General features: G+C 68.2%; 18 protein-coding genes, 1 tRNA gene and 3 pseudogenes. 4 read left to right on the plus strand and 18 right to left on the minus strand.

Annotated features, from left to right (window positions below; translation table 11 throughout):
- Positions 1-666: 666 nt before the first annotated feature.
- Genes DQ392_RS01870 through DQ392_RS36115 form a run of 3 tightly spaced genes read right to left on the minus strand, consistent with a single transcriptional unit; the run spans position 667 to position 1,735 of the window.
- Positions 667-1,050 (minus strand): rhodanese-like domain-containing protein, encoded by a 384-nt coding sequence (locus tag DQ392_RS01870; protein WP_114013662.1) that lies wholly within the window; start codon positions 1,048-1,050, stop codon positions 667-669.
- The gene (locus tag DQ392_RS01875; RefSeq protein ID WP_114013663.1) at positions 1,050-1,610 is read right to left on the minus strand and encodes a cysteine dioxygenase; all 561 of its coding nucleotides are present in this window, start codon (positions 1,608-1,610) and stop codon (positions 1,050-1,052) included. The genes DQ392_RS01870 and DQ392_RS01875 overlap by 1 nt, the downstream gene beginning before the upstream one ends.
- Before the next feature lie 38 nt (positions 1,611-1,648).
- Positions 1,649-1,735: a putative leader peptide gene (locus DQ392_RS36115; protein WP_425470461.1), complete on the minus strand. Its 87-nt coding sequence runs from the start codon at positions 1,733-1,735 to the stop codon at positions 1,649-1,651.
- Positions 1,736-2,160: 425 nt separating this feature from the next.
- Between DQ392_RS36115 and DQ392_RS35930 the strand changes: the two genes are divergently transcribed.
- Together DQ392_RS35930 and DQ392_RS01885 are read left to right on the plus strand one after the other, a co-directional pair.
- Positions 2,161-2,850: a GNAT family N-acetyltransferase gene (locus tag DQ392_RS35930; protein WP_425470462.1), complete on the plus strand. Its 690-nt coding sequence runs from the start codon at positions 2,161-2,163 to the stop codon at positions 2,848-2,850.
- Between the two features lie 84 nt (positions 2,851-2,934).
- Positions 2,935-3,011: transfer RNA gene (locus DQ392_RS01885), tRNA-Met, on the plus strand.
- Between the two features lie 362 nt (positions 3,012-3,373).
- On the opposite strand, the gene DQ392_RS01890 is transcribed toward DQ392_RS01885, so the two are convergent.
- The 3 genes and pseudogenes from DQ392_RS01890 to DQ392_RS01900 form a co-directional block, all read right to left on the minus strand.
- Entirely contained in the window at positions 3,374-4,318 is a 945-nt protein-coding gene (locus DQ392_RS01890; RefSeq protein WP_114013665.1) for a hypothetical protein, read from the minus strand.
- A gap of 109 nt (positions 4,319-4,427) precedes the next feature.
- Positions 4,428-5,900, minus strand: coding sequence for an FG-GAP repeat domain-containing protein (locus tag DQ392_RS01895; RefSeq protein WP_147266465.1), 1,473 nt, complete (start codon positions 5,898-5,900; stop codon positions 4,428-4,430).
- 639 nt (positions 5,901-6,539) lie between these two features.
- Positions 6,540-9,652: pseudogene (locus DQ392_RS01900) on the minus strand (RHS repeat-associated core domain-containing protein).
- Between the two features lie 528 nt (positions 9,653-10,180).
- Between DQ392_RS01900 and DQ392_RS34255 the strand changes: the two are divergent.
- Positions 10,181-10,486, plus strand: coding sequence for a hypothetical protein (locus tag DQ392_RS34255; RefSeq protein WP_181856231.1), 306 nt, complete (start codon positions 10,181-10,183; stop codon positions 10,484-10,486).
- Positions 10,487-11,219: 733 nt separating this feature from the next.
- On the opposite strand, the gene DQ392_RS35935 is transcribed toward DQ392_RS34255, so the two are convergent.
- From DQ392_RS35935 to DQ392_RS01955, 11 genes and pseudogenes are all read right to left on the minus strand, one after another.
- Positions 11,220-11,900 (minus strand): hypothetical protein, encoded by a 681-nt coding sequence (locus tag DQ392_RS35935; protein ID WP_342774894.1) that lies wholly within the window; start codon positions 11,898-11,900, stop codon positions 11,220-11,222.
- Positions 11,875-12,054 (minus strand): hypothetical protein, encoded by a 180-nt coding sequence (locus DQ392_RS35940; protein ID WP_342774895.1) that lies wholly within the window; start codon positions 12,052-12,054, stop codon positions 11,875-11,877. The genes DQ392_RS35935 and DQ392_RS35940 overlap by 26 nt, the downstream gene beginning before the upstream one ends.
- A gap of 329 nt (positions 12,055-12,383) precedes the next feature.
- Positions 12,384-14,467: pseudogene (gene fxlM, locus DQ392_RS01915) on the minus strand (methyltransferase, FxLD system).
- 25 nt (positions 14,468-14,492) lie between these two features.
- Positions 14,493-15,764, minus strand: coding sequence for a lanthionine synthetase C family protein (locus tag DQ392_RS01920; protein WP_114013713.1), 1,272 nt, complete (start codon positions 15,762-15,764; stop codon positions 14,493-14,495).
- Entirely contained in the window at positions 15,761-18,745 is a 2,985-nt protein-coding gene (locus tag DQ392_RS01925; RefSeq protein WP_114013668.1) for a lantibiotic dehydratase, read from the minus strand. Before DQ392_RS01925 ends, DQ392_RS01920 begins: the two co-directional genes overlap by 4 nt.
- 216 nt (positions 18,746-18,961) lie before the next feature.
- Positions 18,962-19,153 carry an FxLD family lanthipeptide gene (fxlA, locus tag DQ392_RS01930; protein ID WP_114013669.1) on the minus strand — a complete coding sequence of 64 codons (192 nt, stop codon included), beginning with the start codon at positions 19,151-19,153 and terminating at the stop codon, positions 18,962-18,964.
- A gap of 491 nt (positions 19,154-19,644) precedes the next feature.
- Complete coding sequence (locus tag DQ392_RS33945; RefSeq protein WP_147266467.1) at positions 19,645-19,986, minus strand: NUDIX hydrolase; 342 nt, start codon at positions 19,984-19,986, stop codon at positions 19,645-19,647.
- 62 nt (positions 19,987-20,048) lie between these two features.
- Positions 20,049-20,306: a helix-turn-helix domain-containing protein gene (locus DQ392_RS34740; RefSeq protein ID WP_281272941.1), complete on the minus strand. Its 258-nt coding sequence runs from the start codon at positions 20,304-20,306 to the stop codon at positions 20,049-20,051.
- Between the two features lie 57 nt (positions 20,307-20,363).
- Positions 20,364-21,227 carry an SAM-dependent methyltransferase gene (locus DQ392_RS01945; protein ID WP_114013671.1) on the minus strand — a complete coding sequence of 288 codons (864 nt, stop codon included), beginning with the start codon at positions 21,225-21,227 and terminating at the stop codon, positions 20,364-20,366.
- Positions 21,224-22,195: a DUF5999 family protein gene (locus DQ392_RS35945; protein ID WP_245981048.1), complete on the minus strand. Its 972-nt coding sequence runs from the start codon at positions 22,193-22,195 to the stop codon at positions 21,224-21,226. Before DQ392_RS35945 ends, DQ392_RS01945 begins: the two co-directional genes overlap by 4 nt.
- A 407-nt stretch (positions 22,196-22,602) precedes the next feature.
- Complete coding sequence (locus DQ392_RS01955; RefSeq protein WP_147266468.1) at positions 22,603-23,031, minus strand: hypothetical protein; 429 nt, start codon at positions 23,029-23,031, stop codon at positions 22,603-22,605.
- A 525-nt stretch (positions 23,032-23,556) separates the two neighbouring features.
- Between DQ392_RS01955 and DQ392_RS01965 the strand changes: the two genes are divergently transcribed.
- A protein-coding gene (locus DQ392_RS01965) for an IS5 family transposase (protein ID WP_425470463.1) occupies positions 23,557-24,488 on the plus strand; the annotation gives its coding sequence in 2 pieces (ribosomal slippage) (positions 23,557-23,929 and positions 23,929-24,488; 933 coding nt in all).
- 18 nt (positions 24,489-24,506) lie between these two features.
- Here DQ392_RS01965 and DQ392_RS01970 read toward each other — a convergent pair.
- Positions 24,507-24,900 (minus strand): annotated as a pseudogene (locus tag DQ392_RS01970) (helix-turn-helix domain-containing protein); the annotation flags it as partial.
- Positions 24,901-25,397: the final 497 nt, after the last annotated feature.

Consider the following 25,397-nt stretch of genomic DNA (forward strand, 5'->3'; position numbering starts at 1 on the left):
TGGCGAATGACTCGTTGCTCGCCTGGGATCCCGGAGAGCCCGTCCGCACGTTGCTCATCCGCTGGGAGAGGTCGTTCATCTGAACCGCGTTGCTCGACTCGGCCACAGGGGCAGCAGCCTTCGCTGCCCTGCGAAATGCCCTCTTCGCCCCTTCCGCGTTGGACTTGCCTTCGGCGCTCTCCCACTTACCCTTGCTCTGCGACCAACGGCCGATCTGGTCGTGCTCATTGGTGATGTAGAAGTTCTTGCTCTTCGTGTCGTAGATGCCGAACTCGGCCCCCTGCGGGACCGGAGGAGCATTCTTGACGCGGCCTTCGATCAGGCGGACATCCTTGTTGTCCCTGATCTCTACCAGCCGGTAGTGATCGTCCGATCCTGCCATTTCGTTTTCCTCTTCATGGGGAGGAAGGCTCCCGGGGGAGCCTGTGATGCCGACAGTCCGGTGGCAGGTGACGCCACGGGACACAGACCTGCGTCGCCTCGCCGCGCCCAGCGGTGACGAGGGTGGCTCCACGTCGGCCGCCGTGCGCAGGGGGCAGCGGTGTCCGTCCGGAGCTGCTGCACCTACGCGCCCGGTCGCGGACAGCCACCCGTCCCCGTGACGCGCGGCAACGAGGTCCCCGTCCCGCCGGGACGGGGACCTCGCGCGGCCGGCCGTGTGGGAGGTCAGCCGACCGCCGGCGTCACCGGAAGCCCTGCCCGGCGCCACGCCTGGAAGCCGCCGATCAGATCCGTCGCATGGGGCAGGCCGATCCACCGCAGTGAGGCCGCGGCGAGCGAGGAGGCGTACCCCTCATCGCACAGCACGATCCATCGGGTTGCGCGGTCCGTGGCCTCGGGGAGGGCGCCGGAGCTGGCGGGGTCGAGGCGCCATTCGAGGTGGTTGCGCTCCACGATCAGCGCGCCGGGGATGGCCCCGGCCGCCCGCCGCTGGAATTCCGGGCGGGTGTCCACCAGCACCGCACCCTCGGCCACGGCCGCCTGCGCCTGGTGGGGATGGAGCCTCTCGAACGAGCGGCGCACATCGGCGAGCCTGTCGTCGATGCCCATCACGCCCGCCCGTCACGGTCGTCGGAGCTGACCAGGCCGGGGGCGTCGGCGAGTTCGTCGAAATCATCGGTGCCCTCGACGGCGCTCGTACGGATCAACTCGATACCTCCCCTGCCCGGCGACTCCCTGTAGTAGGTCATGGCGGCCAGCGCGGGGGAGTAGGCGTGGATGCTGACCGCCGGGCTGTCGCTGTCGTTGTGCACCTGGTGGATGTGGCGGGGGCCGAAGGAGCGGACACCGCCGGTGGGGAGCCGCCGTGGACTCGGCGGCACGGCGGCTCCGAGGGCGAAGGTCCGCTCGCTGAGCTCTCCTTGGACCACGCCGAAGGCGCCGGAGGCGCCGCCGTGGTCGTGGATGTCGGTGCCCTGGCCGGGCAGCCAGGTCAGCAGCCAGACCTCGTGCGTGTCGCTGTGGGCGAGACGGGTGTAGAAGCGTTCGGGCGTGGTGAAACGCACGAGGGCGGTCCACAGCGAAGAGGAATGCGAAGCGAAGTGGCGCACAGTCTGCGCCAACTGAGGGGCAGTCAGCAGGCGTGTTCCGGCGCGCGGGGGTGCGGTCATGGCGATACCTCACAGGGGTGTGTCGTGGAGTCCGGTCGTCAGGCGCGGCCGGGATGACACAACGCGCTGGCCACGCGGACCAGGTCCACGTGGCGCCGTACGAAAAAGCGCGTACCGGTGGGCATGGCGGCAAGATTGGCAGGAGCGGGCTGCGGGGTCAACCAGTCGAATGCGCAGCTCGCGCCACGGGCGATTGCTCTGTGAACGGAATACTGCGCGCGTATGTCGAACGGCCCGGCACCTGAGCCGGAGGCCGATCAATCGCTGGACGGAACGCCTATTCTTCCTCTCCACGGACCATGGGCCCTGGAAAACGATGGACGCTCTTGGACGAGTCGGCGACCATCCGCAGGTGGCAGGTGAAGCCGATGACTGGGGACCGCTCATGCGGAGCCCGGAGCGTGTGCGTTTTGTCGAGCTGTCCGGCGGGACAATGTCCGCTCTGCTCAAGGGCGGCCTGACCGAAGCCGGCAGGGTGGCCGGTGTACCGCTGACCGAATACTTCGTGACCGACGAAGCACGGTGGCTGTGGCGGTACCGGCTCTCCCAGATGGCCGCCGATCCCGGCCACGCGCGGTGGATGCTGCGACAAGCGGTCGTCGACGACAGCGGTCCCGTCGCCGGACATGCCGGGTTCCACGGGCCGCCTGATGAGGTCGGCATGGTCGAGATCGGCTACTGCATCGCTCCGGACTTCCGGCGCCAGGGATATGCCCGATCCGCGCTGATCGAGCTGCTCCGCCGGGCAAGCGCCGAAACCGCGGTCACGACTGTGCGGGCGACGATGAGCCCCGACAACGTGGCATCCCTGGCGACGATCTCGGGCTTGGGATTCGTCGAGGTCGGAGAACAGTGGGACGAGGAGAACGGTCGAGAGATCGTCTTCGAAGTCCCCGTCCGCAGGGTTCCGTCCGCAGGGTTCCGTCCGCTTGAGGGGAACTTGGCGGAAAGGGGCGGCGATGGACTCCTTCCACGTCTTGGCGCACCCCGGCACCCGGCACCCACCGGGCACCGGAACCCGCCGGGCGCCGGAACTCGCCGGGCACTGGCACCCGCCCAGGCGGCACCGGCACCTCCGGGGCACTGGCACTCGCCGGCACCGGTACCCACCGGGCACACGTCCCTGCCGAAAGAGCCGCCCGCGGGCCCCTTCCACCACGCCGGTGCCTCCACGCCGGTGCCTCATCGAGCCGTGGCGGCGAGGTGTGGGCGAGAGCGCCGGCTCACCTGCCGGAGGTGAACTGGCCGCCAGACGGCCGTCCAGCGCGCTCACCTGCCCACCGGTCACGTGGTCCTGCGCGATGCCGTAGAGTGGACGGCACGACGCGGGGTGGAGCAGCTCGGTAGCTCGCTGGGCTCATAACCCAGAGGTCGCAGGTTCAAATCCTGTCCCCGCTACCAAATCCGGCCCCCTCAACGACATTGAGGGGGCCGGATGTGTTTCCGGATGCCGGGCGACTCTCTCAACCACCGGCGCTGCGCCGGTTCCGGCCCTCCTGGTTCTGAGAGGCGGAGGCGAGCCGGACAGCGAGCTTTTTGATGGGGAGGGTCGTGAGCCGTCTTCCGGGCGGACTGAGCAGGCTCCGCACCGGGCCTGGTCAGCGGCGGGCCTGCCACCGCAGGGGAGAGGCGGGCCTGCCACCGCAGGGGAGAGGCGGGCCTGCCACCGCAGGGGAGAGGCGGGCCTGCCACCGCAGGGGAGAGCAGCGTCACCGCCCCGCTGCCCACCTGGCAGGCCGCGCCGTACGCACCCCTTCGGCGCGTCAGTCGCCCGTTCGCTTGTAGGTGGCGACGGGCTTCGGGGGCTTGCCCAGCTCCATCAGCTGCATGTCACCGTCCGCGGTCTCGACCTGGTAGAAGTGCTCGAACACCTCGGGCGGACAGTTCTTCGCCTGCTTCCCCTCCTTGATCGTGAAATTCCCCAACTCGACGCCGTCGGCGGACTTCTTGGTCACCACACCGCTCCCCAGGCACCGCTGGCCCGTGAGGGTTTCGATGGTCCCCGTCGCCGGCTTCCCCGCGGCGGCCTGTTGGAACGTCACCCGATGACTGCCGTCCTCCGCGCGCCAACTGCCGACGAAGCGACCGGGTATCGGCTCATACACCGTGGCTTCGTCACCGAACCCGGAGCCCTTCTTCCACGGCAGTGTGGTGGTGCTGTGCGGCCCTTTGGCCACGAACTCGGCCCGGTCACCGCCGTCATAGATCTGCGCGGGCGGCCACCCGTCGGAGTTCTCGCTCTCGGCGGTGTCCCACTCGGTCAATTCACCCGCCCCCATTGCCGCCACGGATTCTTGTGGCGGCTCCCCGTCCGAGCAGTACAGGCCCCAGTTGGCCGTCACGGCGACCGTATCGCCGTGCGCCCTGGCATCAATGCCCTGGCAGGACTCGGCCTTCGTCTTGTAGATCGTCTTTGGCGACGACCAGGTGCCCCCCTCGGCCGGCCTGTGCCGCTCGACCAGCCCTTTGTCCTTCGCATACGTCAGGGACACCTGCCGCTTGTCCTTGAGCTCAATGCGTATGTGGCTGTCGTCCTTGTCGACGACGTGAGAGTCGATCTTCTCCGGTGTCCCGGCCTTCTCACCCACCGATCCATCTGCCGGGCTCGCCCCGTCCTCCGTCGCGTACACGGTTGTCACGCTTCCAGCAGCGGCTATCACCGCCAAGACGGCGGCACCGCCGATCACTTTGGCACGCTTGAACCCCACGATTGCCTCCCTCGTCAGCGGACAGTGTCCGCGGCAGTTGCCGAGTCCCCACGCGAGCGCGCCGGCGCGCACCGCGGTGGACCCGTTCGTATCGGTCGTACTCGGCTGGTCAGTTGAGAAGGTCCGGGGCGGTGTAGCCCAGCTTGGTGAGGCTGCCGGACAGCCTGAAGTCCTTCGGGCGGAGGGTCACCGCCGCCTCGGTCGGGAGCTTCTCCTCGGCCCCCGGCAGCGCGTACACGGCGCCCGCGTTGTCCTCCCTGCCAGGGTGACCGATGGCGAGGTCGCTCTTGCCGTCGCCGTCCTGGTCGGCCAGGTTCACCGAGAGGCCGAACGAGTCGGCGGACCCCTCGTCGGAGGAGAACGACTTCCCCCTGAAGCGTTGGGCGCCCTCGCCCGTCAGCCCGTCCTTGCTACCGCGCACCAGCGTGGCGCTGCCCGACTGCTCCTTGCCGGGAGAGTCCAAGTCGGCGCCGCCGAGAACGTCGGCGTGCCCGTCGCCGTCGACGTCGCCCGCGTCGAGCGCGGTGTAGTCGCAGGCCCCGCTCGACTGGCCCGGTACGTCCGCACTGCCCTTGGTGAGCGTCGTCCGGCGCGGGCCGGGGCCCTCGGACGTGCCGTAGACCACCGTCAGCACACCGCATTCCTGCTGCTCACCGCGGCGGCTGACGACGAGGTCGCCGTACCCGTCGTCGTCGACGTCGCCGACCGTGGCCGCCCCGTTCGCCGGTATGTGGGACTTCGCCGGCTTGGCGAAGCCGTCCTTGCCGCCCTGGAGGTAACGGCTGGCCCACACGACGTGGTTGGTGTTGTCGTCGGTCTCGTTGCTGCTGAGGGTGACCAGGTCGTCGGTGTGGTCGCCGTTGAGGTCGCCGGCGGCTTCCAGCGACGGGTCCGGAATCTCGTCCCCCTCCTTGTCGTCGACGTGCGGCTCCGGAACGTCGCCGGTGCCGGCAGCCGTTCCGTCCCTGGTGAACGGGCCCTTCAGCAGCCCCTCCGAGCCGAAACCGGTCACAAGATCGGCTTTCTTGTCGCCGTCGAAGTCACCGCCGACCGCCGTTGTGACCTCCCCGGCGGCGTCCTTGAGATATGTCCCACCGTGCAGGCCCGCCTTGGACCCCCACAACACGATGACCGTGGACTTCTCGCCGACGGAGGAGGTGACCGCGAGGTCGGTGTACCCGTCTGCGTCGAAGTCGCGAGCGGTGGAGTCTCCTCCGAATCCGGCGCCACTGGAGGGCTTTCCGGGCACGCCCTCGCTGTCCTGGCCCACCAACTGGTGGCGGCCCGCGCCGGGCCTGTCCGACCCGTAGGTGACGGCGAGATACCCGGCCTGCCTCGTGCCGGACACCTCGGCGTTCGGGGAGGCGGACACCTGATCGGCGCGCCCGTCGTTGTCGAAGTCGGCCTGCGGACGGGTCCCGGCGGGGCCGGTCAGGGCGGTCCCCTTGGCCTCTGCCCGATCGCCGGAACCGGACCAGAGCAGCGGTGTGGACACCGCACCGACGGCGACCACCGCCGCCACCCCGGCGACCCACTTCCTATGCTTTCCTTCGAGCGGGCTCATGATGCGGTGCTGAGGCACGAACTCCTCCGTGAAACGGCCTTACTCGTACGGGGCACCCAGGAAGAGGAGCAACACGGGGAGACGGGACCAGCGGTCAGCCGCCCCGTCCGGCTTCCGTTTCCCTGCGATGACTCGTTGGAGGATACGACCCCGCGGCAGGCACCGGTTCCCGCCTGACGACGATTTCTTCGCCGTTGCCGGATCGACAACGGCGGCAGGCGACCGGCCAACGACGACTGCCCCACAACCCGCACGGTTCCGCGCTCTCGCTGCCGGGCGGGCAATTACAAGCGCCCGCTCTACGCATCGGCGGGCCCGTTCCTCCCACACGACGAACGACGACAGACCGTGACGGATGCGCCACGAGCTGCCGCCGCGTGTGCGTATTGGTGCTGGTGCGTGTCGGGAGGGCGTATTGAACCATACGCACACGCTGGTGGCGGATGGTGTGCTGGAAGTGCGCACCCTGTAGCCGCAAGTCCGGGCCCGTGGCAGGGCACGACGTAGATGGGAAACAGCAGCGCTCGTACAAGCCTGGTGCGCTTGTCACGATCGAAGAGACTTACCCGCTCATCCAAAGGTAGTGCGAGCTTCCAGGGGGCTGGCTGAATGGCCGTCTTTGCTGCCTGTGCGGCCAGGCAGACCATCTGCCCTTTTCTAGAAGCACTCATTCACGATTCCTCTGACGCTGTATACCGGAGATGGGATTGAGGTCTCAAACCGCACCACAGCAGCCCATGTGGAAGCACCTCCGGTGAGAGGAGTCGTGAAAAGGCCGATCGTGGAAGCCACTGCGCCACCCGCCGAAAAGACGCCTATCACCACGTTCTCACTGCACGAGGCAAGCCCTGTCGGGTCGATGCGGTTGACGGGGTCGCCTTCGGTGTAGAGGTAGGGGTTCTTTTCCGGCCGGAGGGGTCGGGTTGGGTGAAGCGGCCGTTGCGGGAGTCGTAGTAGCGGGCTCCCATGTGGTACATCGCCGTGGGGTCCTGGTAGGTGCCGGCGAAGCGGTAGGGCTGGCTGGTGCCGTTGTCTTCGGTGGGGACGGTGACGCCGCGGGGGCTGTAGTGGTACGAGGCGGTCTTCTTCCCCGACTCGTCGACCATGGCAACGGTGGAGCCGAGTGCGTCGGTCAGGTAGTAGTAGCTCTTCCCGCCTCGTGTCACGGAGTTGAGCGTGCCCTCGGCTTCGCGGACGAATCCTGTGTCCTGGCCGCCGGTGCTGGTGGCTGAGAGGCCGAGCGGGCCGTGGTGGAAGAACGTGTCGCCGACCTTGACGCGTTCGCTGTTGTCGGTGGAGGCGTACTGGCCGTCATAGGTCTTGCCGTGCACGGTGGTGGAGGTGAGCTGGGAGAAGTCTGACCAGGTGCTCTTGGTGCGGGCGGTCTCGGGGGTGGGTGCGCCGGCGGTTTCGTTTCCTGCTTTGTCGTAGGACCAGCCCGATGAGTCGTCGTTTTTCTGGGTGATCTGGCCGGCGTCGTTGTAGTCGTAGGTGGTGCCGCGGGGGCAGCCTTCGGTGATGCCCTGGGAGGTGAGGTTGCCGGCCGGGTCGTAGCAGTACTGCCAGGAGTTGTTCCGCTTGCCGTTCTTGGTCTCGTTGGCGTAGGAGAAGCGGCCCGCGCTGTCGTAGGTGTGCGTGCGCTTGAGGTCCTCGACCGCGTCAGTGACGGTGCGAATCTTCGTGCCGTCAACGGTCTTGCCGCCCGAGGCGTAGCTGTAGGTGTAGGCCAGGTCAACCAAAGTGGTGTCGCCGTTGGTGGCCTTGATCTTGGTGGGCCGGTCGGACTTGTCGACCGTCACCGACTGCTTGGTGCCACCCGGGTAGGTGGTGGAGGTGCGGGTGTCGTTGTTGTTGTACGCGTAGGTGGTCTTCTTGCCGCCTGGCGCGGTCAGGTCGGTGAGCCGGTTGGCTTCGTCGTAGCGGTACTGGGTCTTGCCGCCCGGGTCCTCGTACGTTTCGACGTTGCCGTCCGCGGTGTAGGTCAGCACCGTCTGGGACCCGTCATGGAGCGTACGGACGGTCTCCCGGGAGAGCGGGTCGAAGGCGTACTTGATCACGCCGGTGCTGTCGTCGCGCTGTCGCAGGTTGCCATCCCCGTCGTAGTGGTAGGCCACGGTCTTTGAGGGGCTGGCGACCTTGGTGACGCGGTCGCGCTGGTCGTAGGTGTAGGTGAGCTTGGTGCCGCGGCCGTCGGTGACGGTGGCCGGGCGGCCCTTCTCGTCATAGGTGTAGGTCGTGTTCCCCATCGGGGAGGGCGGGGTGACCTTGGTCAGGTTGCCGTGATCGTCGTAGGAGAACTTCGTCTCCTTGCCCCGCTCGTCCTTGACCGAGCACACCTGGCCCTCGAAGCCACCACAGGTGGGGTCGGCCTCGTTGTAGTCCGTGGTGCGTTTGCCGCCGCCGTCACCGGAGACCGCAACCGAGGTGGTGTTGCCCTTGGCGTCGTAGGAGTACTTCGTCTCCTCGCCGTCGGGCATCTTCACCGTGCCGGGCAGGTCGGCGCCAGCGATGGTCTGGTAACCGGTCAGGGAGCTGGTCGCCCCGGTAGGCAGCTTGGCCGAGGTCGGATTGTTACGCCCGTCCCACCCGTAGGCCGTCACGTTGCCGGGGTTGCCGCCGGTGCCCATGGCGTCGGTGGCGGTGGCCAGGTTGCGGTTGGCGTCGTACGACCGCGAGCGCTTGTGTCCGAGCGGATCGGTGACCTTCGAGACCTCGCCGTCCGCGTCGTGCTCGTACTTGGTCGCATCCCCCAGCGGGTCGGTGACCGTGGTGGTGCCCGCCGTGTCCGGAGTGTCGGCACTGTAGCTGTAGCGATAGGTGGGGCCCGCGTGCTCGTCGCCATTGAAGTGGGTGGCACGCAGCATGGAGGTGAGGCGGTTGTGCTCGTCGTAGGTGAAGACCGTCACCCGCCCTTCCGGGGTGGTGATCTTCGTCAACCGGCGGGAGGAGTCGTAGCCGAAGGTGGTGGTCTTGCCCTCGGTGTCCGTGGTCTTGGCCAGGTCGCCTGCGCTGTTGAGATCGAAGACGGCGGTGCGGCCGGTGTGGTCGGTGGCCTGCCACTGCGAGGCGTCCGTCTTGACCAGGTCGATCCAGCGCCCGGAGCGCTTGTCGGTGAGCTTGAAGCCCTTGTTCTCGCCGCCCTTGTCATGCTGGGTGACGGTGATGGCGCCGTGGTTCTTGTCGGTGACCTTGGTCAGGCTGCCGTACTCGTTGTAGGTGTCCTTCACCCCCGACTTGCGGTCGGTGAGCGTGTAGGTTCCGTCCGAGTTCTTCTTCAGATCCTTGCTGTAGCCCTCGGGCGTCGTATAGGAATCGCCGTCCTTGGTGAAACGGAGACTCTCGCCGGTCTTGTCGTAGAGGACGACCTCATCCGCGGTGACGTGCAGGTATCGCTCATAGCCCTGCCACCAGCGCTGAGAGACCCTCCCCCAAGGGGCGTCGAGCGAGTTGTAGGTACGGGTGAGCTGGAGCTTCTGGCCGACGCCCGCGATGTCGAAGTCGGTGGCCGCCAGCATCAGGTTGCCGGTCGAGTAGTTGACCCGCGCCACCAGCGCATCGGTGATCCGGAAGTCGGATATCTCGTGCCAGGGCACATCGCCCTGCCCCTTCGGCACCGTCGTCGAGGCCGCTGCGGAGCGCAGCGTCTTCTTCCCCGCGGCGTCGGCCGTCTTGCCCGCGCGTTCCTTCTGTGCCTTGCGCCAGGCCGCCACCTCCGGAGACGGCTCAGCCTCCTCCTTGCTGGTGGCCGGCTTGGTCTCCCCCACCCTCACCGGCGGAACCTCTGCGTCCGGCTTGCCCTTCCCCCATGCGGAGGACGGTGTTTTCTTCGCTGGGGCGGCACTCGCGGTGGCCGGCAGCATGGCTGCTCCGGTCGCGGTGGCCGCCAGGACGGCGAGTGTGGCGGTAACGGTACGTCTGGACTGCGTGCGGGCACGCCGAACGGGCGTGCCCGAGGCACGGTCGCGCATCTTCCCCCTCGGAAGAGACCACTCCGGTCACGATGACCGGCAGCCGCTGCACGTTTTCACACGGTCACCACAAAGATCCAGAGGGTGAGCGCGTCATGTCCGAAAATTCTTTCCCTCTGGCAAGAGAACGGCAGATACCCGTATCGAACGGGTAACAGAGTGCTCTTGCACTACAACCGTCAGGCGAGGACAACCGTCACTGACGAGTTGCTATCCGATCGGAAGTAGCGCTACGGCAGGGATCATCGCGTAACGGGTACAACCTTCCAGGCTCACTCCGAGTCAAGAGTCGGACACGCATTCGACCGCCAGGGCCGGAAGGAGACGCTGATGCCGCCGCAGCCCACCAACCAGCTGACACCCGTCGCCAACGCCGCAGGGAGAACGCTCTGTTGGAGCCTCGGCACCGCCATGCTCATCAACACCCTGCACGCACTCCTCCACCCGGGCGCAGCCTGGTGGCGACTACTCTGGATCGGCCTATGGGTACTGACAGCAGTCGCCCTCCTCGTCTGGGCTGCCTTACGGGGCATGGAGAAGAAGCGATTCCGCCGGAACACCACCACGGCACCACACGACACGCCAGTCGACGATCAACGGCCACGCGATGCGGTCGGCGAGAACCCAGCCGCGTGACGGCGGACAAGCATCCGTCTGGCGTCCTGTGAATGGTCAGGGGCGGCCACGGCCATCGCCTCGTCTGCATCGCCGCCGATGTCGGTGTCGATGACCAGCGGGCTCGCGCTGAGGTCTTCCGGCCAGGGGTCCGGCTGTGCCAACGCGGCCCGGCTGCACGCGCCGTTCCGGAACTCGCCCTGGCGGTGACCAGCGACGATGTGGACGGTGAACGGACTCGCTTCGCACGGCACCTGCTGGACCTGATGGGGTGCGGGGAGGTGCCCCTGGTGGCCGGGAACTCGCTGGGCAGCTCCCGCTACTAGTGCGTCACAGGTCTGATCCCGGCCACCGCGCCGCAGTAGCCCGACAACGTCGTGGCCGCCGCGCGTCAGGTGTGCGCCACCGCCGATGGCCCGGTGCGGTGAAAGGGCCGCGCACTCTTCTCCATGCTCGGTGTCCGGCGCGTCCGTAGGCTTGAGCCTGCGGCCTCATTGCGGATTGGCGATGACCGCGGGTGCGCCGACAGCCGCGCCCGTGGTCTGCGACAGTGGTAAGGCGTACGGCCCCGCGCGGGTTGAGGCGGCTGACCGAGTGGTGCTCGCCTCGATAGCGCTTGCCATCGAGGGCGATATCGGCCGGTCGCCTCGCACGGAGATGCCCACTCGTCGGGCGTCGGCCGTGTCGTTCGTCTGGGACATTCAGCCGACGCTAGGGCTGATGTCGGACGTGTCGAGCCCCGTCGAAGAGGTCCTTACGCGAAGCCCTGCTGGAGTACACGGTCGGCCTTATGGAGTGCGTGTTTGAGCTCCCCGAGTACGCGGTCGGGGAGACGTTGCGCTGCGAGCCCGCACACCGCCACGAGTTCGTGGCAACGGGAGACCTGCTGTTCATTGAGGAGGTGCAGGCACGGTCCGTGGGCGAAAAGTTCACGCGCGGCGTAGCCGTCAGCGGAATCAACCGCTCGAGAGGCCAACTCGTGAGCTACGGCGTCCGCAGGGTGTCCGGTCAGTTGGGCGAGGTCCAGGATGGTCAGACCCAGGCGCGTGTCAAAGACCGTGCGGCCCGGTTCCGGCCTGGAATGGAAGTAGGCGGTAGTCAACGCCGCGAGGTCCGCTCTGCGTGCCGTCCCGCTCAACGCCTTGCCCGCCGTGGCGAGGCTCATGGTGACTTCGTGCTCCCACTGGTCGCCGGGGGCCGTTTCGGCAACGAGTCGGGCGGCCCGCTCGTGATCGCCGTTGACGAGAGCGGCGACGACGGCGACTTGTCGTCCGTCGAGCATGCGCTTCCCCACGCCGCGGTGCCGTTCAATGTGGGCTTCAGCCTCGCTCCAGCGTCCGGCGGAGGTCAGCGTTCGTGTGCCGTCTGCGAGGAGTACGCGCCACAGCCAGCCGCGCACTTCGAGCCGGTCATGGGTGGGTCGCGACGAGTTCATTCGGGACGGTGATGCCGTCGTATTCGAGGCTCGTTCCGTTGGTGACGGCTTCGAACAGCGCGGTGAGTCTGTCCCGGCCCGCATCGGCGTTTCCGGCGCGGATCTCCAGGCGGGCGAGGTTGACCAGTGGCTCCAGTCCTCGGATGGCGCTCATCGCGGGAAGGGGGCACGCTTGCAGGTAAGCGTCTGCGTGAGCGTGGCACATCTCGCGGGCGAGGTCAGAGAGGCCCACGTCGGAGGCGAGGAGCGCGGCCTAGTTGTGGACGGACGAGGCCACGCCCTGGTCGTTGTCCTGCTCGCACTGGTCAGCGAGGGCGGTGAGAGCCTGGATACGCTCCGGAAGAGGCAGGCATGCTGGCCTGAAGCGTGCGATGAGAGGGAAGTGCCGGGCTATCGGGACGTTGCGGTCCATGCGTCCGCCAAGAGACGAGGGAGCGTGTTCCCGCCCGGCACGGGCGGGAACACGAGGCAACCATCGGCCGTCTACTGCCACTTGATGACGATCTGGTTGAGCGGCGTGTCGACGGTGAACTGTCCGGGCTGGGGCTCGGCGGATGCCGCGCCAAGCGGACGCAGCTCGAAGTCCGCTTCGCGCCCCCGGTAGCCGCGGTCCCACTCCCGGATCGCTTCAGCGACGCGGGCGGCCAGCTCGTCACTGCCGGGCCCGTGCCCGATGACGCCGAACTCCCAGAGCTTGCCGCCTTCTGGAGTCTTCTGGTCGGACACGCGGCGGGCGAGGTAGGTGAGCGCGCTCTTGTCGAAAACCGCGGTAGAGCTCGGGTAGGGGTCGTCAGTCAGCAGCGTCCCGGCCGTCTTTGCCCTGTCGAAGGACATCCAGTTCAGACCGCTGGGCATGGCGAGGGTCAGCCACAGCTCCATCCACTCCGGGGACTCCCCGTACCAGGACACCGGTCCACTCCTGGACGGAAGGCTGGTCGAGGACGTCGGCCAGGGCGGCGGCGTCGATCGCCTGGTCCGTGTTGGTCTGGAGGTGAACGGCCCCGGTGCCGGTGACCGGGATGAGCGGCCGGTCGTCGTCGGCGACACCGCGCCGCAGGGGCATGAAGGTGTTCATCTGGCTGCTGACGGAGATGCACTTGTCTTCGCGGCGCTCGAAGGCGATCGACCGGTTGACGGCCGCGCAGTCGCTGGGGGACGAGGAGGCGTCCGCCCTGCGCAAGCTGCTCCAGCCAGGCGTGCGGGATGCCGTGTGCTCTGACGGTCGCGATGATCCGGTCGTAGGGCGCGCCGTCGGCTGAGCCGACCGCACCGTCACCGAGGACGACGGTAACGTTGTCGACCTCTGCCGCAGCCAGGTGTGCGCGGGCTCCTTCCACCAGGTCCTCGTCCACGTCGATGGTGGTGACGTGACCGTTCTCGCCCACGAGGTGGGCCAGCAGCGCGGCGTTGTAGCCGGTCCCGGCACCCAGTTCCAGGATGCGTTCGCCGGGCTGCGGCTGGAGCTGTTCCAGCATCAGCCCGACGATGCCCGGCTGCGAGGCGCAACTGATCGACTGGCCGCCCTCGTCGTACTTGATGTGGACGGTCGTGTTCGCGTAGGCGTCGTCCAGCGATGCCTCGGGTACGAACAGGTGGCGGGGCACTGTACGCATTGCCTGGATGATGGGCGGGGTCTTGATCCGGCCCTCGGAGACGACCTGGTCGACCAGAGCGTTGCGGAGGCGCTCGACGACGGCGTCATTGTCTTGGATGGTGTCGGTGCTCACCTCGGTAACGCTAGTGCTCGTACCGGCCGCTGACGGGGTGGTCTCAGTACGGTCGCTCGAACTCATGACGATCTCTTTCGCTAGTGCTGACATGGAGCTTTGGTCCTGTATCGAGAGACCAGCGCGGTTGGCGTGGAAGATGAAGTGGTGGGCGATGACCGCCCGCAGACCGCGTTCGAGCTGGCCTCGTTGAGCGAGGTAGGCCAGAGCGCGTCCGGCGCCCTCGAAGGCGCTCACCCAGGCGGCGTGCCCGGTGAGCGGCCCCTTGTTCGACGGATTGCTCAGCGTCGCGGTGTTGACGGTCATCAGTCGGCGCATCGCAGTCGTCGTGCCCCTGCTCCATGTCTGCGCGGGAGTCGACTCGGCCGGACGCAGGTGGGAGACCTTGTCCCAGACGTCTCCCTGCTCGTACCAGTCGAGACCGGCTGCCCGCATCATGGTGCTGCACAGTACGACGGCGGTCTCTCTCCTTCCCAGATGGCCGGGGGCTACGGGGTAGGTGAGCAGGTGTCGGCTGTCGTGGTGGAACAGCTCGTGGGCGATTTGCAGGGCAGTCTGTCCGCCGAAGGCGGCAGTCTCGGGCTCGTATATGCCGTCGGTCCAGTCCTTGATGTGTCCCTCGGCGGCGAGTCGGTCCAGGAGCCGGGTGACGGTGTCGCAGGCGCGGGTGTCGTGCCGGTACCGCAGCGGCCAGGGCTGCTTGTTCATGAACCACCAACGGCGAAGAGTCCCGTCCCGGTCGGCGGCAAGGAGCACGGGGCCGAGGAGGTTGTTGATCACGCGCTGGCCGCTGTCGCGGTCGTGGAAGACGATGTTGTGCTGGCACCAGAAGTCGGGCATCAGGGTCCTCACGGTGGGGCGGCGGTCAGGAGATCAGCAGGCAGGCGTCCCAGGCGCAGTGGGGTGCGGTGCCCGTGGAGGGCGCAAGTGTGGCCAGTGCGACGCCGGCGGTGCCGTCGAGCAGGCCGGGCCCGCCGTCGTCCGCCTCCATCAGCTCGGTGACCGTGTTCTCCGGGTCGGTGCCGGGCGGCAGCACGGCCGAGAGGAGAGCGGGGAGAACCGCACGCAGCTCACCGGCGGTCGCGGAAAGGGCGTCGTCGGCGGTGCGGGCGGCGACGTGGGCGAGCCCGGCGAAGCCGTGGCACAGAGCGATGTCGGTGGTCGCGGCGAGATGGCGGCGGTCGGTGAGCGCGTCGAGGAGTTCACGCTCGGCGGTGAGCTGACGGTCGCTGTCGCCGAGAGCGAGGGCGGCGAGCTGCTGGGCTCGGGCCAGGCCCGCCGTTCCATAGCACCAGGACGGGCGCGACACGCCAGCAGATTTCAAGTGTCCGGAGCGCAGTTGAGCGCGGGTGACCCAGTACGGCCAGGCGCTACCTCGGCCGCTCGCGTCGTGCCAGCGGTCCAGCCAGGCGCAGATGGAACGGATGGCGTGGAGCTGGCCGCGCACGCGACGGCGGCGGCGGGCGGCGAGCGAGAGCAGGCTCAGCACTCCGGCGATTCCGTGTGCGAGAGAGTTGTTGGCGTGCCCGTCTGGGAAACGGTCATCGGGCCTGCCGGAAGGTCCCGAGAGGGTCCACCAGCCCGGCGCCTCGTCTTCACCGTGGGAGATGGGGGCTGTCAGGCGCACCAGGTAGGTGAGGATGTGAGCCACCACTGGCGCGTCGGGATCGCGCCGCAGCAGGTAGGCCCCGTAGCCGGTGAGTTCTTGGAGGGCATCGAACTCAGCCAGTGCTGGAAGGTCGCCGCTGTCGATGCGGCGGTGCGCGGCGGCGACCCGGCGGTGGGCTTCGGCCCTGATGCTCTGGTCGAAGCCGTCCAGTGTCCGCTTGTAGGCCCCGGGAAATTGCTCGGCTACGCAGGCCAGGGGATGAGCAAGGGCAGGGGCCCCGTAGAAGGGGTGGCTGTCGGGGCCGCTGGTGATCGGCGCCTTGGTGGCGGCCGACAGCCAGTCGTGGACGCGCTGCCACGGCCGCACCTCGGCGGCGGCCAGCTCGATGTGCAGCAGGGCGACGCCGGGGATACCGTGCGCGAGAGATTGCCGCCACCACGGTGCGCTGTGCGACTGGCGCGGTGCGAGGTCGGGGTGGGTGAGAAGATCGGCAACGCGTGCGGCGAGGCCCGAGAGGGTCTGGGTCACGGTTTCCTCCCGGTGGTGCGGGCCGTCCACGCCTGCGCGGCGGCGCGCGCCAGGTACAGGCAGATCGCTTCCTCGGGGAAGTCGACGGCGACGGCACGTACGAAGTGCACATGGAGCAGGGATCTGAGGACATCGTCGAGGCCAATGCCCTGGGCGTGCGGTCCGTGTAGACGCTCGCGGTAGACGGACAGCGCGCGGTCGCGATCCCGCCACGCTTGCACGATCGCGGTGCCTCCGGGGACGGCGGTCAGCGCCTGCCACTGGTCTCGGGGGTCGGCCAGTCGTACGGCCTCGGTCAGCTCGTGCCGGGGAAGGGGCTCGGGTGCTCGCGCCGGGATGTTGGCGATCAGCCACTGCATTGCCGCCGACGCGCTGCCGAGGAAGGCGGAGGCGATGGCCACGGTGTGGGCGGTGACCAAGGCCCGGCGCGGAGGACGCTTGGGCAGACGCAACTGGGCGAGCAGGGCGCGCGAGTCGGTGCGGAAGACGTCTTCGGCGGCCTGCCACGCGGGCCCGGAGCCCCACCGGCCGGTCTCCGGGTAGGACGTCGGGTAGCGCACTTCCCGCAGCAGTCCTGCGCGGTGCAGGTCATCAGCCCAGGCGCTGACTTTGGCGGCCACCGCCCCGAAGGCGTCCGGCTCGGGTAGCGCGATGCGTAGCCGCAGGTGTTGGTCGGGGTCGCGGAAGCGGACGTACCACCACGGGGGTCCGTCGAGCCCGTCGAGCAGGTCGGGAAGATGGCGGGAAAGGATTGTGTCCTGGCGGCGGATGTCCCCGTACAGGCTGGCGAGCAACACGTCGGAGGCGGCGGGGGCATCGTGACGGTCTCGGCCGATGAGCCTCGCCTGGGTGGGGGCGGGCAGGCGCGGCCACGCCGGCGGCTCGGTCGCCTTGAGGGGGATGACGACCTCGTGGGCGCGGCCCTGGCACCAGCCGGTCTCGGCCAGGTGCTCGGTGAGTACGGCGGGGGTGCCGCGGTTCAGATGGGTGCGCAGCAGCACGCGGTGGCCGCTGTGTTTCAGGTCCAGGAGGAGACGCCGATCGCCTTCGGTCAGGCAGACCCGTGCGGGCAGGCGCCGGCGGGTGCGCCAGTCAGCGAACGCTTCGTCCCACGCACCCCACGCTGCCGGCTGGCGGGGCAGCTCGGTGGGCTCCAGCCGCCAGCGAGCCGCTGCCAGGATGGCGCGCCCGTAGCGCAGGCGGGGCAGGAACGGCATGGTCCGGGCTGCTCCCCAGTCGAAGACCGTGACGGTGGCGCACTGGGCGCGACTCAGCTCGATCAGGTAGCGGGCCAGGGGCGGCGTGTGGGTGTGGAGATTCAACGCGTGCATGCCAACGGCTTCGACGCGCCGCCCCTGGTCCGGGACAGCGAGGTACATGCGGCGACCGTCGCAGCCGACCGCGAGATCATCGGCGGTCAGCACGGTGTCGCTCGGGGGGCGGTATTCATCCAGGCTGATCACGTGGGGCAGGGTCTGCGGGGAACGGGCGACGTGTGCCGTCTCCGCGACGAGCGGCGAGAACGACAACTGCGCCGCCACCGTGTTGTGATCGGCCGTGGGTAGGTCGGACAACTCGGCCGCGATCAGGCTGCCTTCCCGTTCAGGAAGTGTGTCGAGGAAGCGGCCCATGCTGACACCTGCCCCGCGAGACACGCTCACCACTTCCAACCGGAAGTCCCCGCGCTCAAGGCCTCTGACGCTGTCCGCGTGCACACCCACCGCCAGTTCCAGATGCGGCGGGAGCCTGACCGGCTCCTCCCCCTGAGCGAGGTCAGCGATCACGGACTCATCGAGGATTACCTCGTCGCGGCCATCCAGCACCGCAGCTTGCGCGAGACGTACCAGAGCCTCGTCCCGCTCGGAGATTGGCCGCCGCTCCGCCGGCACGGTGCCGGGGTAGCCGTCGGGGAAGCCGACCCCGCTGTCCGCGACCACATCCTTCAGCGGCACCATCGAGCCAATCCCGAATCGCTCGTAGAACCGCATGTGGTGCGCCTTCCACTCAGCTGCCCCGAACGGCGCGGCGCTCAGGCGCGCCAGGACGAAGGCCGCACGCTCGGCTTCGCGCGCCACCTCCGTGGGCAGCGTGAGGTCCGCGTCAGTCAGACGTAGATCGACGGCGAGCGGGTGCTTGCGCCCCGGCATCAGGGCGCGCATCCTCTCGGTCACGCTCCCGCGCTCGGAACGGGCCTGAGCCAGTGAGCGCGTGTTGGCTCGGCGGAGGCTCGCGTGGATCTCGCGCAGGGCCTCCACCAGGTCTGCGACCGGTTTCACGCGGTCGGCTTCGACCGCCGCGAGCTGATCCAGGAGGTACCTCAGAGCGTTGGTTTCGGTGCTCGGCGCGTGGAGGCAGGTGATCAGCGCATGCCGTTCGACCAGTTCCTTGAGCAGGGCGTCCACATGGTCTGGCCCGGCCTCGGGGAAGTCGGCGAGGAGCTTGTCCTTCACGTCCCCGATGCGAGCCGGGCCCCGGGCAGCGGCCAGGACGGTGGACACCGGCACGGTGTGCGCCAGTGACACCTCTACGGCTCGGGTCCCGTTTCCCGTGGGACGCGGCTGGTACGGCACGATTAGCCGGTCCCCGCGGGTCGTCATGGTGCTGTTGGCGATGACGGTCAGATGGGAGAGCAGTTCCGGGCAGCTCTCCAGGCAGGTGATCACGTCTGCCAGCCAGGGAGCGCTCGCGCGTACGACCGCCACCGGCTCGCTGCCCCAACACGCCTGTACTCGTGGGCCGAACTCTGCGGTTGTGACCCCGGCGAACAGGCCGAACGGAGTCGGCCGGTGTGCGGCGCGCAAGAGGTAGCGGGCGACGGATAATACCGCCCGCCTCACGTCGCGCCGGCGGGGCCGGGCGGATTCGCCCAGGGCTCGGGCCCGAGCTGCGAGGACGGGGCTGGCCTGCTGTAGTCCTTCCTCTATGTCAGCGATGCTGAGGACGGTCCGCAGCCACCCTGTCTGGGCTTGATCGGTGTGCATGGAGGGTTCTGTCGTCAGGTCGGGCCAGGGGGGATGGGCAGCGTCGGACGTGCCACCGCGCGGACGAGGGCGGTGTTGCCGGATCGAAAGGCGCGAGCGGGAGCGGCCATCGCTCTCCTCCAAGAAGGTCGAGGGGCCTGGCGGGGCTGGTGCTGCCGCATGCGGGGCGTGCGGCAGCACCAGCACTCGGGAGCTGAGCAGGCGTAGGCGGTCTGCTCAGGCGACGCCGGTGGTGCAGGCACCGCAGGTGCTGCCACAGTTGTCGTTGGTGATGTTGACCAGGCTTGCCGAGTCGGCCACCTCCAGCAGGCTCGCGTCGAGCTCGAAGCCGACCGGGGTCGGCGACTGCTCGCTCAGTGAACGCAGCTGGGTGGTGTCAAGGTCGGTGCTGTTGCTCGTCGGGGCCATGCCGATACCTCCAATATGAGATGGATAGGGTGTGCCAACCTGCCTTCGGCGGGGCGCCGACCCAGGAGTCTCTTCCGGGTCCCCGGCGGTTGTAGGCGCCGACGTCGTGACCCGGTATAGGCGGCGTCCCGACCCACTCCCGGCCGGAGCCTGCAGCGAACCCGCGTGCGGCACGCGTCGTTGATGTGGGGCAGCGTGCGGGTGCAAGCGGACAGGTGCCGGCCCGGGCCACCTCCGGCCGGGGGCGTACTCGTCGACCCTTCTGCCTGGTGGTGTTCGCTCTGCCATGGGCGAGTGAAGTCGAAGCGCATCAGACAGCTTCCTCGTAAAGCGGGTGCCCGTGGCGGAGCTCCATGAGGGTGCCGTGGACTCGGGCCTGGAGGGCGGCTCGGACCCTGCGGGCCTGGTACGGCGCGCAGTACCCCTCCAGCTCAGCCCCTCGAAGCCAGCGGTAGTGGTCGAGCTCCGGGTCCTCGTGGTCGTTGCGGGGCTCAGGCAGGGTGACGGCCGTGTGGTCTGGTACGCGCCCGCACCAGTAAACGTAGTTTGCACCGGCCGCGATGTTTTTCTCCGGCTTGGCCGATATCCAATCGAGGACCAACAGTCGACGGGGCTGAACGTGCAGGCCAGTTTCTTCCAGTACCTCTCGACGTGTCGCCCGCCTCCCACGGCGGCTCATTTTCCCTGGCACCGCCGCCCGGCAACTGGTAGAGGCCGTCGTCCTTGTAAGTGGGGCGCACCATGAGCACCGCGTCGGCGTAGTTGATGAGCAGGCCAAGACAGCCGTTCCGGACGGGCGGCGGATTGGTGAGGTCGGTGTCGGCGTGTGCCATGTTTTCTCCGTTGGTTTCGGGGACCGGACGCGGCCGTGTTCGGGTGACTGGTTCGTTCTCGCCTACCGACGGTCGCGCCGCCTGGTGCCGCCGCGACCGCGCATCATGACGCCTTCTGTGGTGGACAGAAGGCGGTGTATAGAGCCGAAAGAACACGCCGTGGCAGAGCTGAGTTCTCGGATGGTGGCACCCGCTGTGTAGAGCGGCGCCACCTCCCCGGCCAAGACGGCTCGCTCTTTTGGGCTCATGCGGTGGTGCTTCTTGTGGCGGAACTCTTGAGCCAGGCGCTTCAAGCCGAGGCGTACCTCGTCGTGGTTCACGTGTCACTCCGAAGGTGAGAGCTGCGGGCCAGAGGTGTTGCGCGGTCGGGGGTGCACTCAGAGCAGTGAGTACTTGTGCGAGGTTGGTCCGGTTGTTGAACGGTGCGGCGGTTTTACGGCGATGCCCGCGAAGGCGGCGGAGTGCTCGTCCGGGTGGGGGAGGTAGGGGCCCTGCTCGTGCCACCGGCCGGCCGCGGTCAGGCCGGGGCCTTGCTGTATGAAGTCGCCGAAGAACTCCTCGATCTCCTCGCGGCATCGGGGGCGCACGCGCAGTCCACGCTCGGCGTAGGCGTTGACGGCGTCGGGCATCGTGGCTCGGTGCCAGTGATCGGTCAGATGTGTGATCGAAAGGGTGCTTCCGCTCGGCAGCCACGCGCGGAGGGTGGCCATCGCGCTGTGAACAGCGACGTCATCGTGGCACCACGGCAGCGTGTCGTGGACCAGGACGGCTACCGGCTTGGTGAGGTCGAAGGCCGCGACCACCGCTTCGCTGCCCAGGAGTCGATCCATGGCGAGAAGGTCGGCGTGGATGACGGTCTGCGATGCGGATTCGTCAAGACGGCACCTGGCGTGCGCGTACACCTCGGGGTCTCGGTCCACGTACACGGTCGGACAGGCCGGATGCAGCTCCCGGACGACCTCGTGCACGTTGGACTCGCTCGGCAGACCGCAGCCCAGGTCGAGGAACTGGCGCACGCCAAGACCGGAGGACGCCTGAACCGAGCGAAGGGCGAAGTCGCGGTTGATGACGGCAGCCGTCCTGAGCCACTCGGCGACCTGGTAGACGGCGAAAGCGGCCTCTCGGTCGCACTGATAGTTCTCAATGCCACCGAGGAGCAGGTCATATACCCGTGGCGATCGGGCGTAGGCGAAGTGCTCAAGCCCCAGTGACTGGTCTTCAAGGAGACTCGCGGAGTTCACGCTGCCACCTGCCCTGCCGTTGCGTCATGGGCTCGGCGTGGAGGAACGACCGGTAGGTCGGGGCGCAGCTCACCAGTGTCTTCGAACAGGGGTACGCCATTGCAAAGAAGGCTCCAGCCCTGCTCGAAGCAGACGGCAGTCGGTCGTGCGGCGTCGGCGTCCGAGGCGTTGGCAGGCGGGCATTTCGGGGTGTGGGAGCACATGGCAGTCCTTGCTGCGGGGCACTCGGACCCGGACGGCGCCGGGGGGCGGACAGAGATAGTGGCGTCGGCTTGGCGGCGCCGCGGCGAGGAAGAGCGTGAGGCCGCGGGGCGGGCATCCGGATCGGTCGCGAGGTAGTGGGCGTACTCCTCGTCCAGATCCACCAGGCACACACCGTCGAGGTGGGCGATCATCTGGTTGGCCAGGACCCAGCGGACCTGCGGGTCGTCGTAACCGACCTGGACGGGCCGCTTGGGCGCGAGCACCCCGCCCTGGCCGAGCTCATAGAGCATGCCGACCACGCCCCAGGGACGCGGATTGGCGACCCGAAGCGCATGTGCGCCAGTGCGCAGGATGCGCTTGCAGCGGTCGCGGGACACTATGGCGCAGGGCAGGCAGACCGGCGGGTGGGTGGTGTACGGCACCAGGGTTTTCCCGGGCGTCACCGGCTCCATCCACAAGACGCCTTTGCGGTGGCTTACCGAAGACGGACTGCTGCAGACCTGGCACATCAGCAGCTCCATCGCAAGCCGTTGTCGCATGGGGTGGACTCCGGCGTACTCGGGCTTGCCCTGTCCGATGCGCTGGGACTTCCTCGCCCACAGCCCGCCTCGTGTGTCGCGGTCGTCGGGGCCTTCGTTGAACCAGCGCAGACCCTTGCCTGGCACGCTCTCCAGCAGGGCGGTGCTGCCGCGCTCGCTCTCCCACGTGGCGATCCAGGGGACGCCGCGGACGGCGGGGGCAATGCGGTTGTACGGGCGAGGCATGGAGCGGTCTCCTCGGCGGTCGGCTCGTGAAAGAGGGGAGGGGGCGTGGCCGGCTGCCGCTCGCCGAAGTCCGGGGCGGCGGGCGGCAGCCGGGGCGCCTGCTCCCGCGCGGGACCCGGGAGTGGCGGCGCGTCCTCTCCACGGGGGTGTCCCGGGGCCGTAGGGGCAGCCGTGCGGAGACAGAGAGGACCCACTTGGAGGGGTCGCCGTTGCCCCAGCGATCGCGTCGGCAACGGCGACCGGCTCACGGGCCGGACTGGAGAACGCTCGCCATGCGTAGCGCAGCCTCCACCTCGATACGGCCCAGTTCGATAGCGGTCTCTGACCTGCACCGCAGGCAGTCCGGGTGGAAGAGCTGATCCACCAGCACTCCGCCGGTGGTGCGGTGGAACGCGTCGCTGAGCAGATCACCAACACGGCCGGCGTAGGCCCCAGCGGCTCAAGTCCTTACATTCGTCGTACTCGGCTTCGATCTCCTCTCGCGGTGCGCCGAGCAGAAGCGCGAGCGCAGCGGCCACGGGCACGGTGACCGTGCCAAGGTTGATCTTGTCGCCGGTGACGTACGGTTCGTCCATTTCGAGACCGTGGGTGCGAAGACAGGTGGCCAGTTCGGTGCACGCCTCGAAGGTCTCCGCAATGCCTTTGCGGACCAGCCCGGCCAGGCCCGCAGCGTCGTCAGCACTGATCGCGCACGTCTTCCCATCAACGAGCAGGTCTGCTTTACCGATGCCGGCCTGTCGCATGGCTTCGCGCAAATCGTGCACTGCTGTGAGGCGGTCTTCGTTACCCACCTGCGCGGTGGGGGCAGCTTCGGTGCTGATGTGTGGATCAGTCATGATCTCTCCGAATCGAAGGCGTCATGAGAGACGGTGGCGGGGGCTTCTCATAGGCCAGCGCGGTAGCCCCTGATCGGAGCCTCTTCGACCTGCTCTAAGCAGTGGCACCTGGCGGTGAGATGAAGCAGAGAGACGGGGCGGGCCAGAAGCGTCCACCAGTACTGGCCCGCGCCGAACTGGAAGTCGAACGGCCTGCCGGAGCCAAGCTCCGCTACGGCTGCGGCGGCACCAGGGTGGTCCCCCAGCCAGGCCCAGACCTTGGCGAAAACGCGGCGATCGAGCATCCATGCGACGTCCCGCGCAGCCTCCCGTATCCAGCCGACCGCCTGCTCAGGATCAAGCGTTGTCGTCCCGCGGAGACACACAGGGGCACCGTCGGGGTTGGAGTGGTCTATGCGGCACCAGTAGCCGCGAGGCAGGCTCACGCCGAACACCGCCTGTCAGAGGAGACAACCTCTTCCTCGCCGGCTAGGACTTGTCCGGGCGATCATGTGACTACTTCGCGGTCGTGTCGTTGATGTGGACATGGGGCGGGGTGATCTGACTGATGCGGAGTGGGAGCGGCTGCGGCCGTTCCTGCCGGTCAGCAACGGACGTTGTGGCCGGTGGCGGGATCGCCGGCAGGTGATCGACGGGATTCTGCACCGGGTGCGGACCGGCGTGCAGTGGCGTGACCTGCCCGAACAGTTCGGGCCGTGGAAGACCGTCTATGAACGCCACCGACTGTGGTCGGGCGATGGGACATGGGAGCGTCTGCTCCAGCAGGTCCAGGCCGGGGCCGACGCGGCATCCGAGATCGACTGGGACATCGCGGTCGATTCCACCATCGTGCGCGCCCATCAGCACGCGGCCGGCGCTCGGACGGAGCCGCCGCCGGCACCCGCGTCAAAGGGGGCCGAAGAAGTGGAACACCAGGACGAAACCCCGTGGCAGAGCCTGGTGGACCGCCTGGTGGAGGTGGTGCTGGAAGTGAGGGCCTGGGGCGTTCGCGGGGCGGGTTCACCAGCAAGCTCCACCTGAGCGCGGACGGCCGCTGCCGTCCGCTGTCCCTGGTGGTCACCGGTGGACAGCGGGCGGACTGCACCCAGTTCAGCCCGGTCCTGGAGAAGATCCGCGTCCCCAGGCCCGGTTCGGGAAGACCCCGCAACAAGCCCGACAGCCTGGCCGCCGACAAGGCTTACAGCAATGGACCCTGCCGCGAATACCTGCGACGGAGGGGCATTCGCCACACGATCCCGGAGAAGGCCGACAGCGAGGCCGCCCGCCTGCGCAAAGGCACACGCGGCGGTCGACCGCCCGGCTTCGACGAAGACCGCTACAAGAAGCGCAACACCGTCGAACGGGCAATCAACAGACTGAAGCAGTCCCGGGCAGTCGCCACACGCTACGACAAGCGCGGATACGTCTTCCTCGGCACAGCCATAGCAGCAACCCTGGTCATCTGGCTCCGCACATGATCGACCGGACACACCCTAGGCGACGAGTTTGCGCAGTGACCAGTGGGTGAAGGGCTGGCCCAACTTGGCGGGGCGGGTGGTGGCCGCCTGGACGACGAAGTCCTCGTCGTCACGACTGAGCAGCTGGGGACGGCCTCCCGCCCACTGAGGGGCCAGGGAGGTCAGGCCGATCTCGTTGAACCGGTGGATCACATCGCGCACCGTGTCCTCGTCGGCCTGCAACAGGGGGGGCGATCACCAGCACGCTGTTCCCGCCGGCCGACTCCAGCAGCATCATCGCGCGCCGGTAGCGCACCGAGTTGCTACTGCAGCGGCGGACGATCTGCTGCAGCTTCTGCCGCTCCTGGTCGGTCAGTCTGCCCGCACGGACAGGCTCGGCGACCGCACCTCCGCCGGTCGGATCGGACGTCACCGCACATCCAACCGCCACGACTACCAACCGGCGAACCTAATTCGTTCTCAACAGCCCATACAGAGCGGTTGTCGCTCCAGTGGGCTGTTCGAGTACGGGGCTGCGACGCCTCCGGTGAACCGGGTTCATTGAGACCTCCGCATAGAGCGGCGTGCAGTCCCCGTGCTCGTGATGGCGGTTGCGTGGGCGTCGGACGGATTCCTACACGAAGCCTGGCTTGTGAAGCCTTGAGTGAAGAGCGAAACGTTTGCGCCCGCGTGACCGCCGCCACACCGGGTCTTGATTGCTCGTTGACGTTGGTGGTGCGAGCCCGCTGCATGGTGACCTCTCGATATGCCTGAGCTTTGCGAGCTCCCGTCGAGACCGAGGCCCGTGTGACGTACTGGTGCCACGAACGGCTAGTGAGGTGGCGGACCGGCCTGTCGCCGAGTCCTGGAATTAGGTCGCTGCGTGGCCCGCATGCGCTCGTGACCAGCGCGAACACCCACGTCATGGGG

Origin of the sequence: Streptomyces reniochalinae (assembly GCF_003323735.1) — a bacterium.
GTDB classification, from domain to species: Bacteria; Actinomycetota; Actinomycetes; order Streptomycetales; family Streptomycetaceae; genus Streptomyces; species Streptomyces reniochalinae.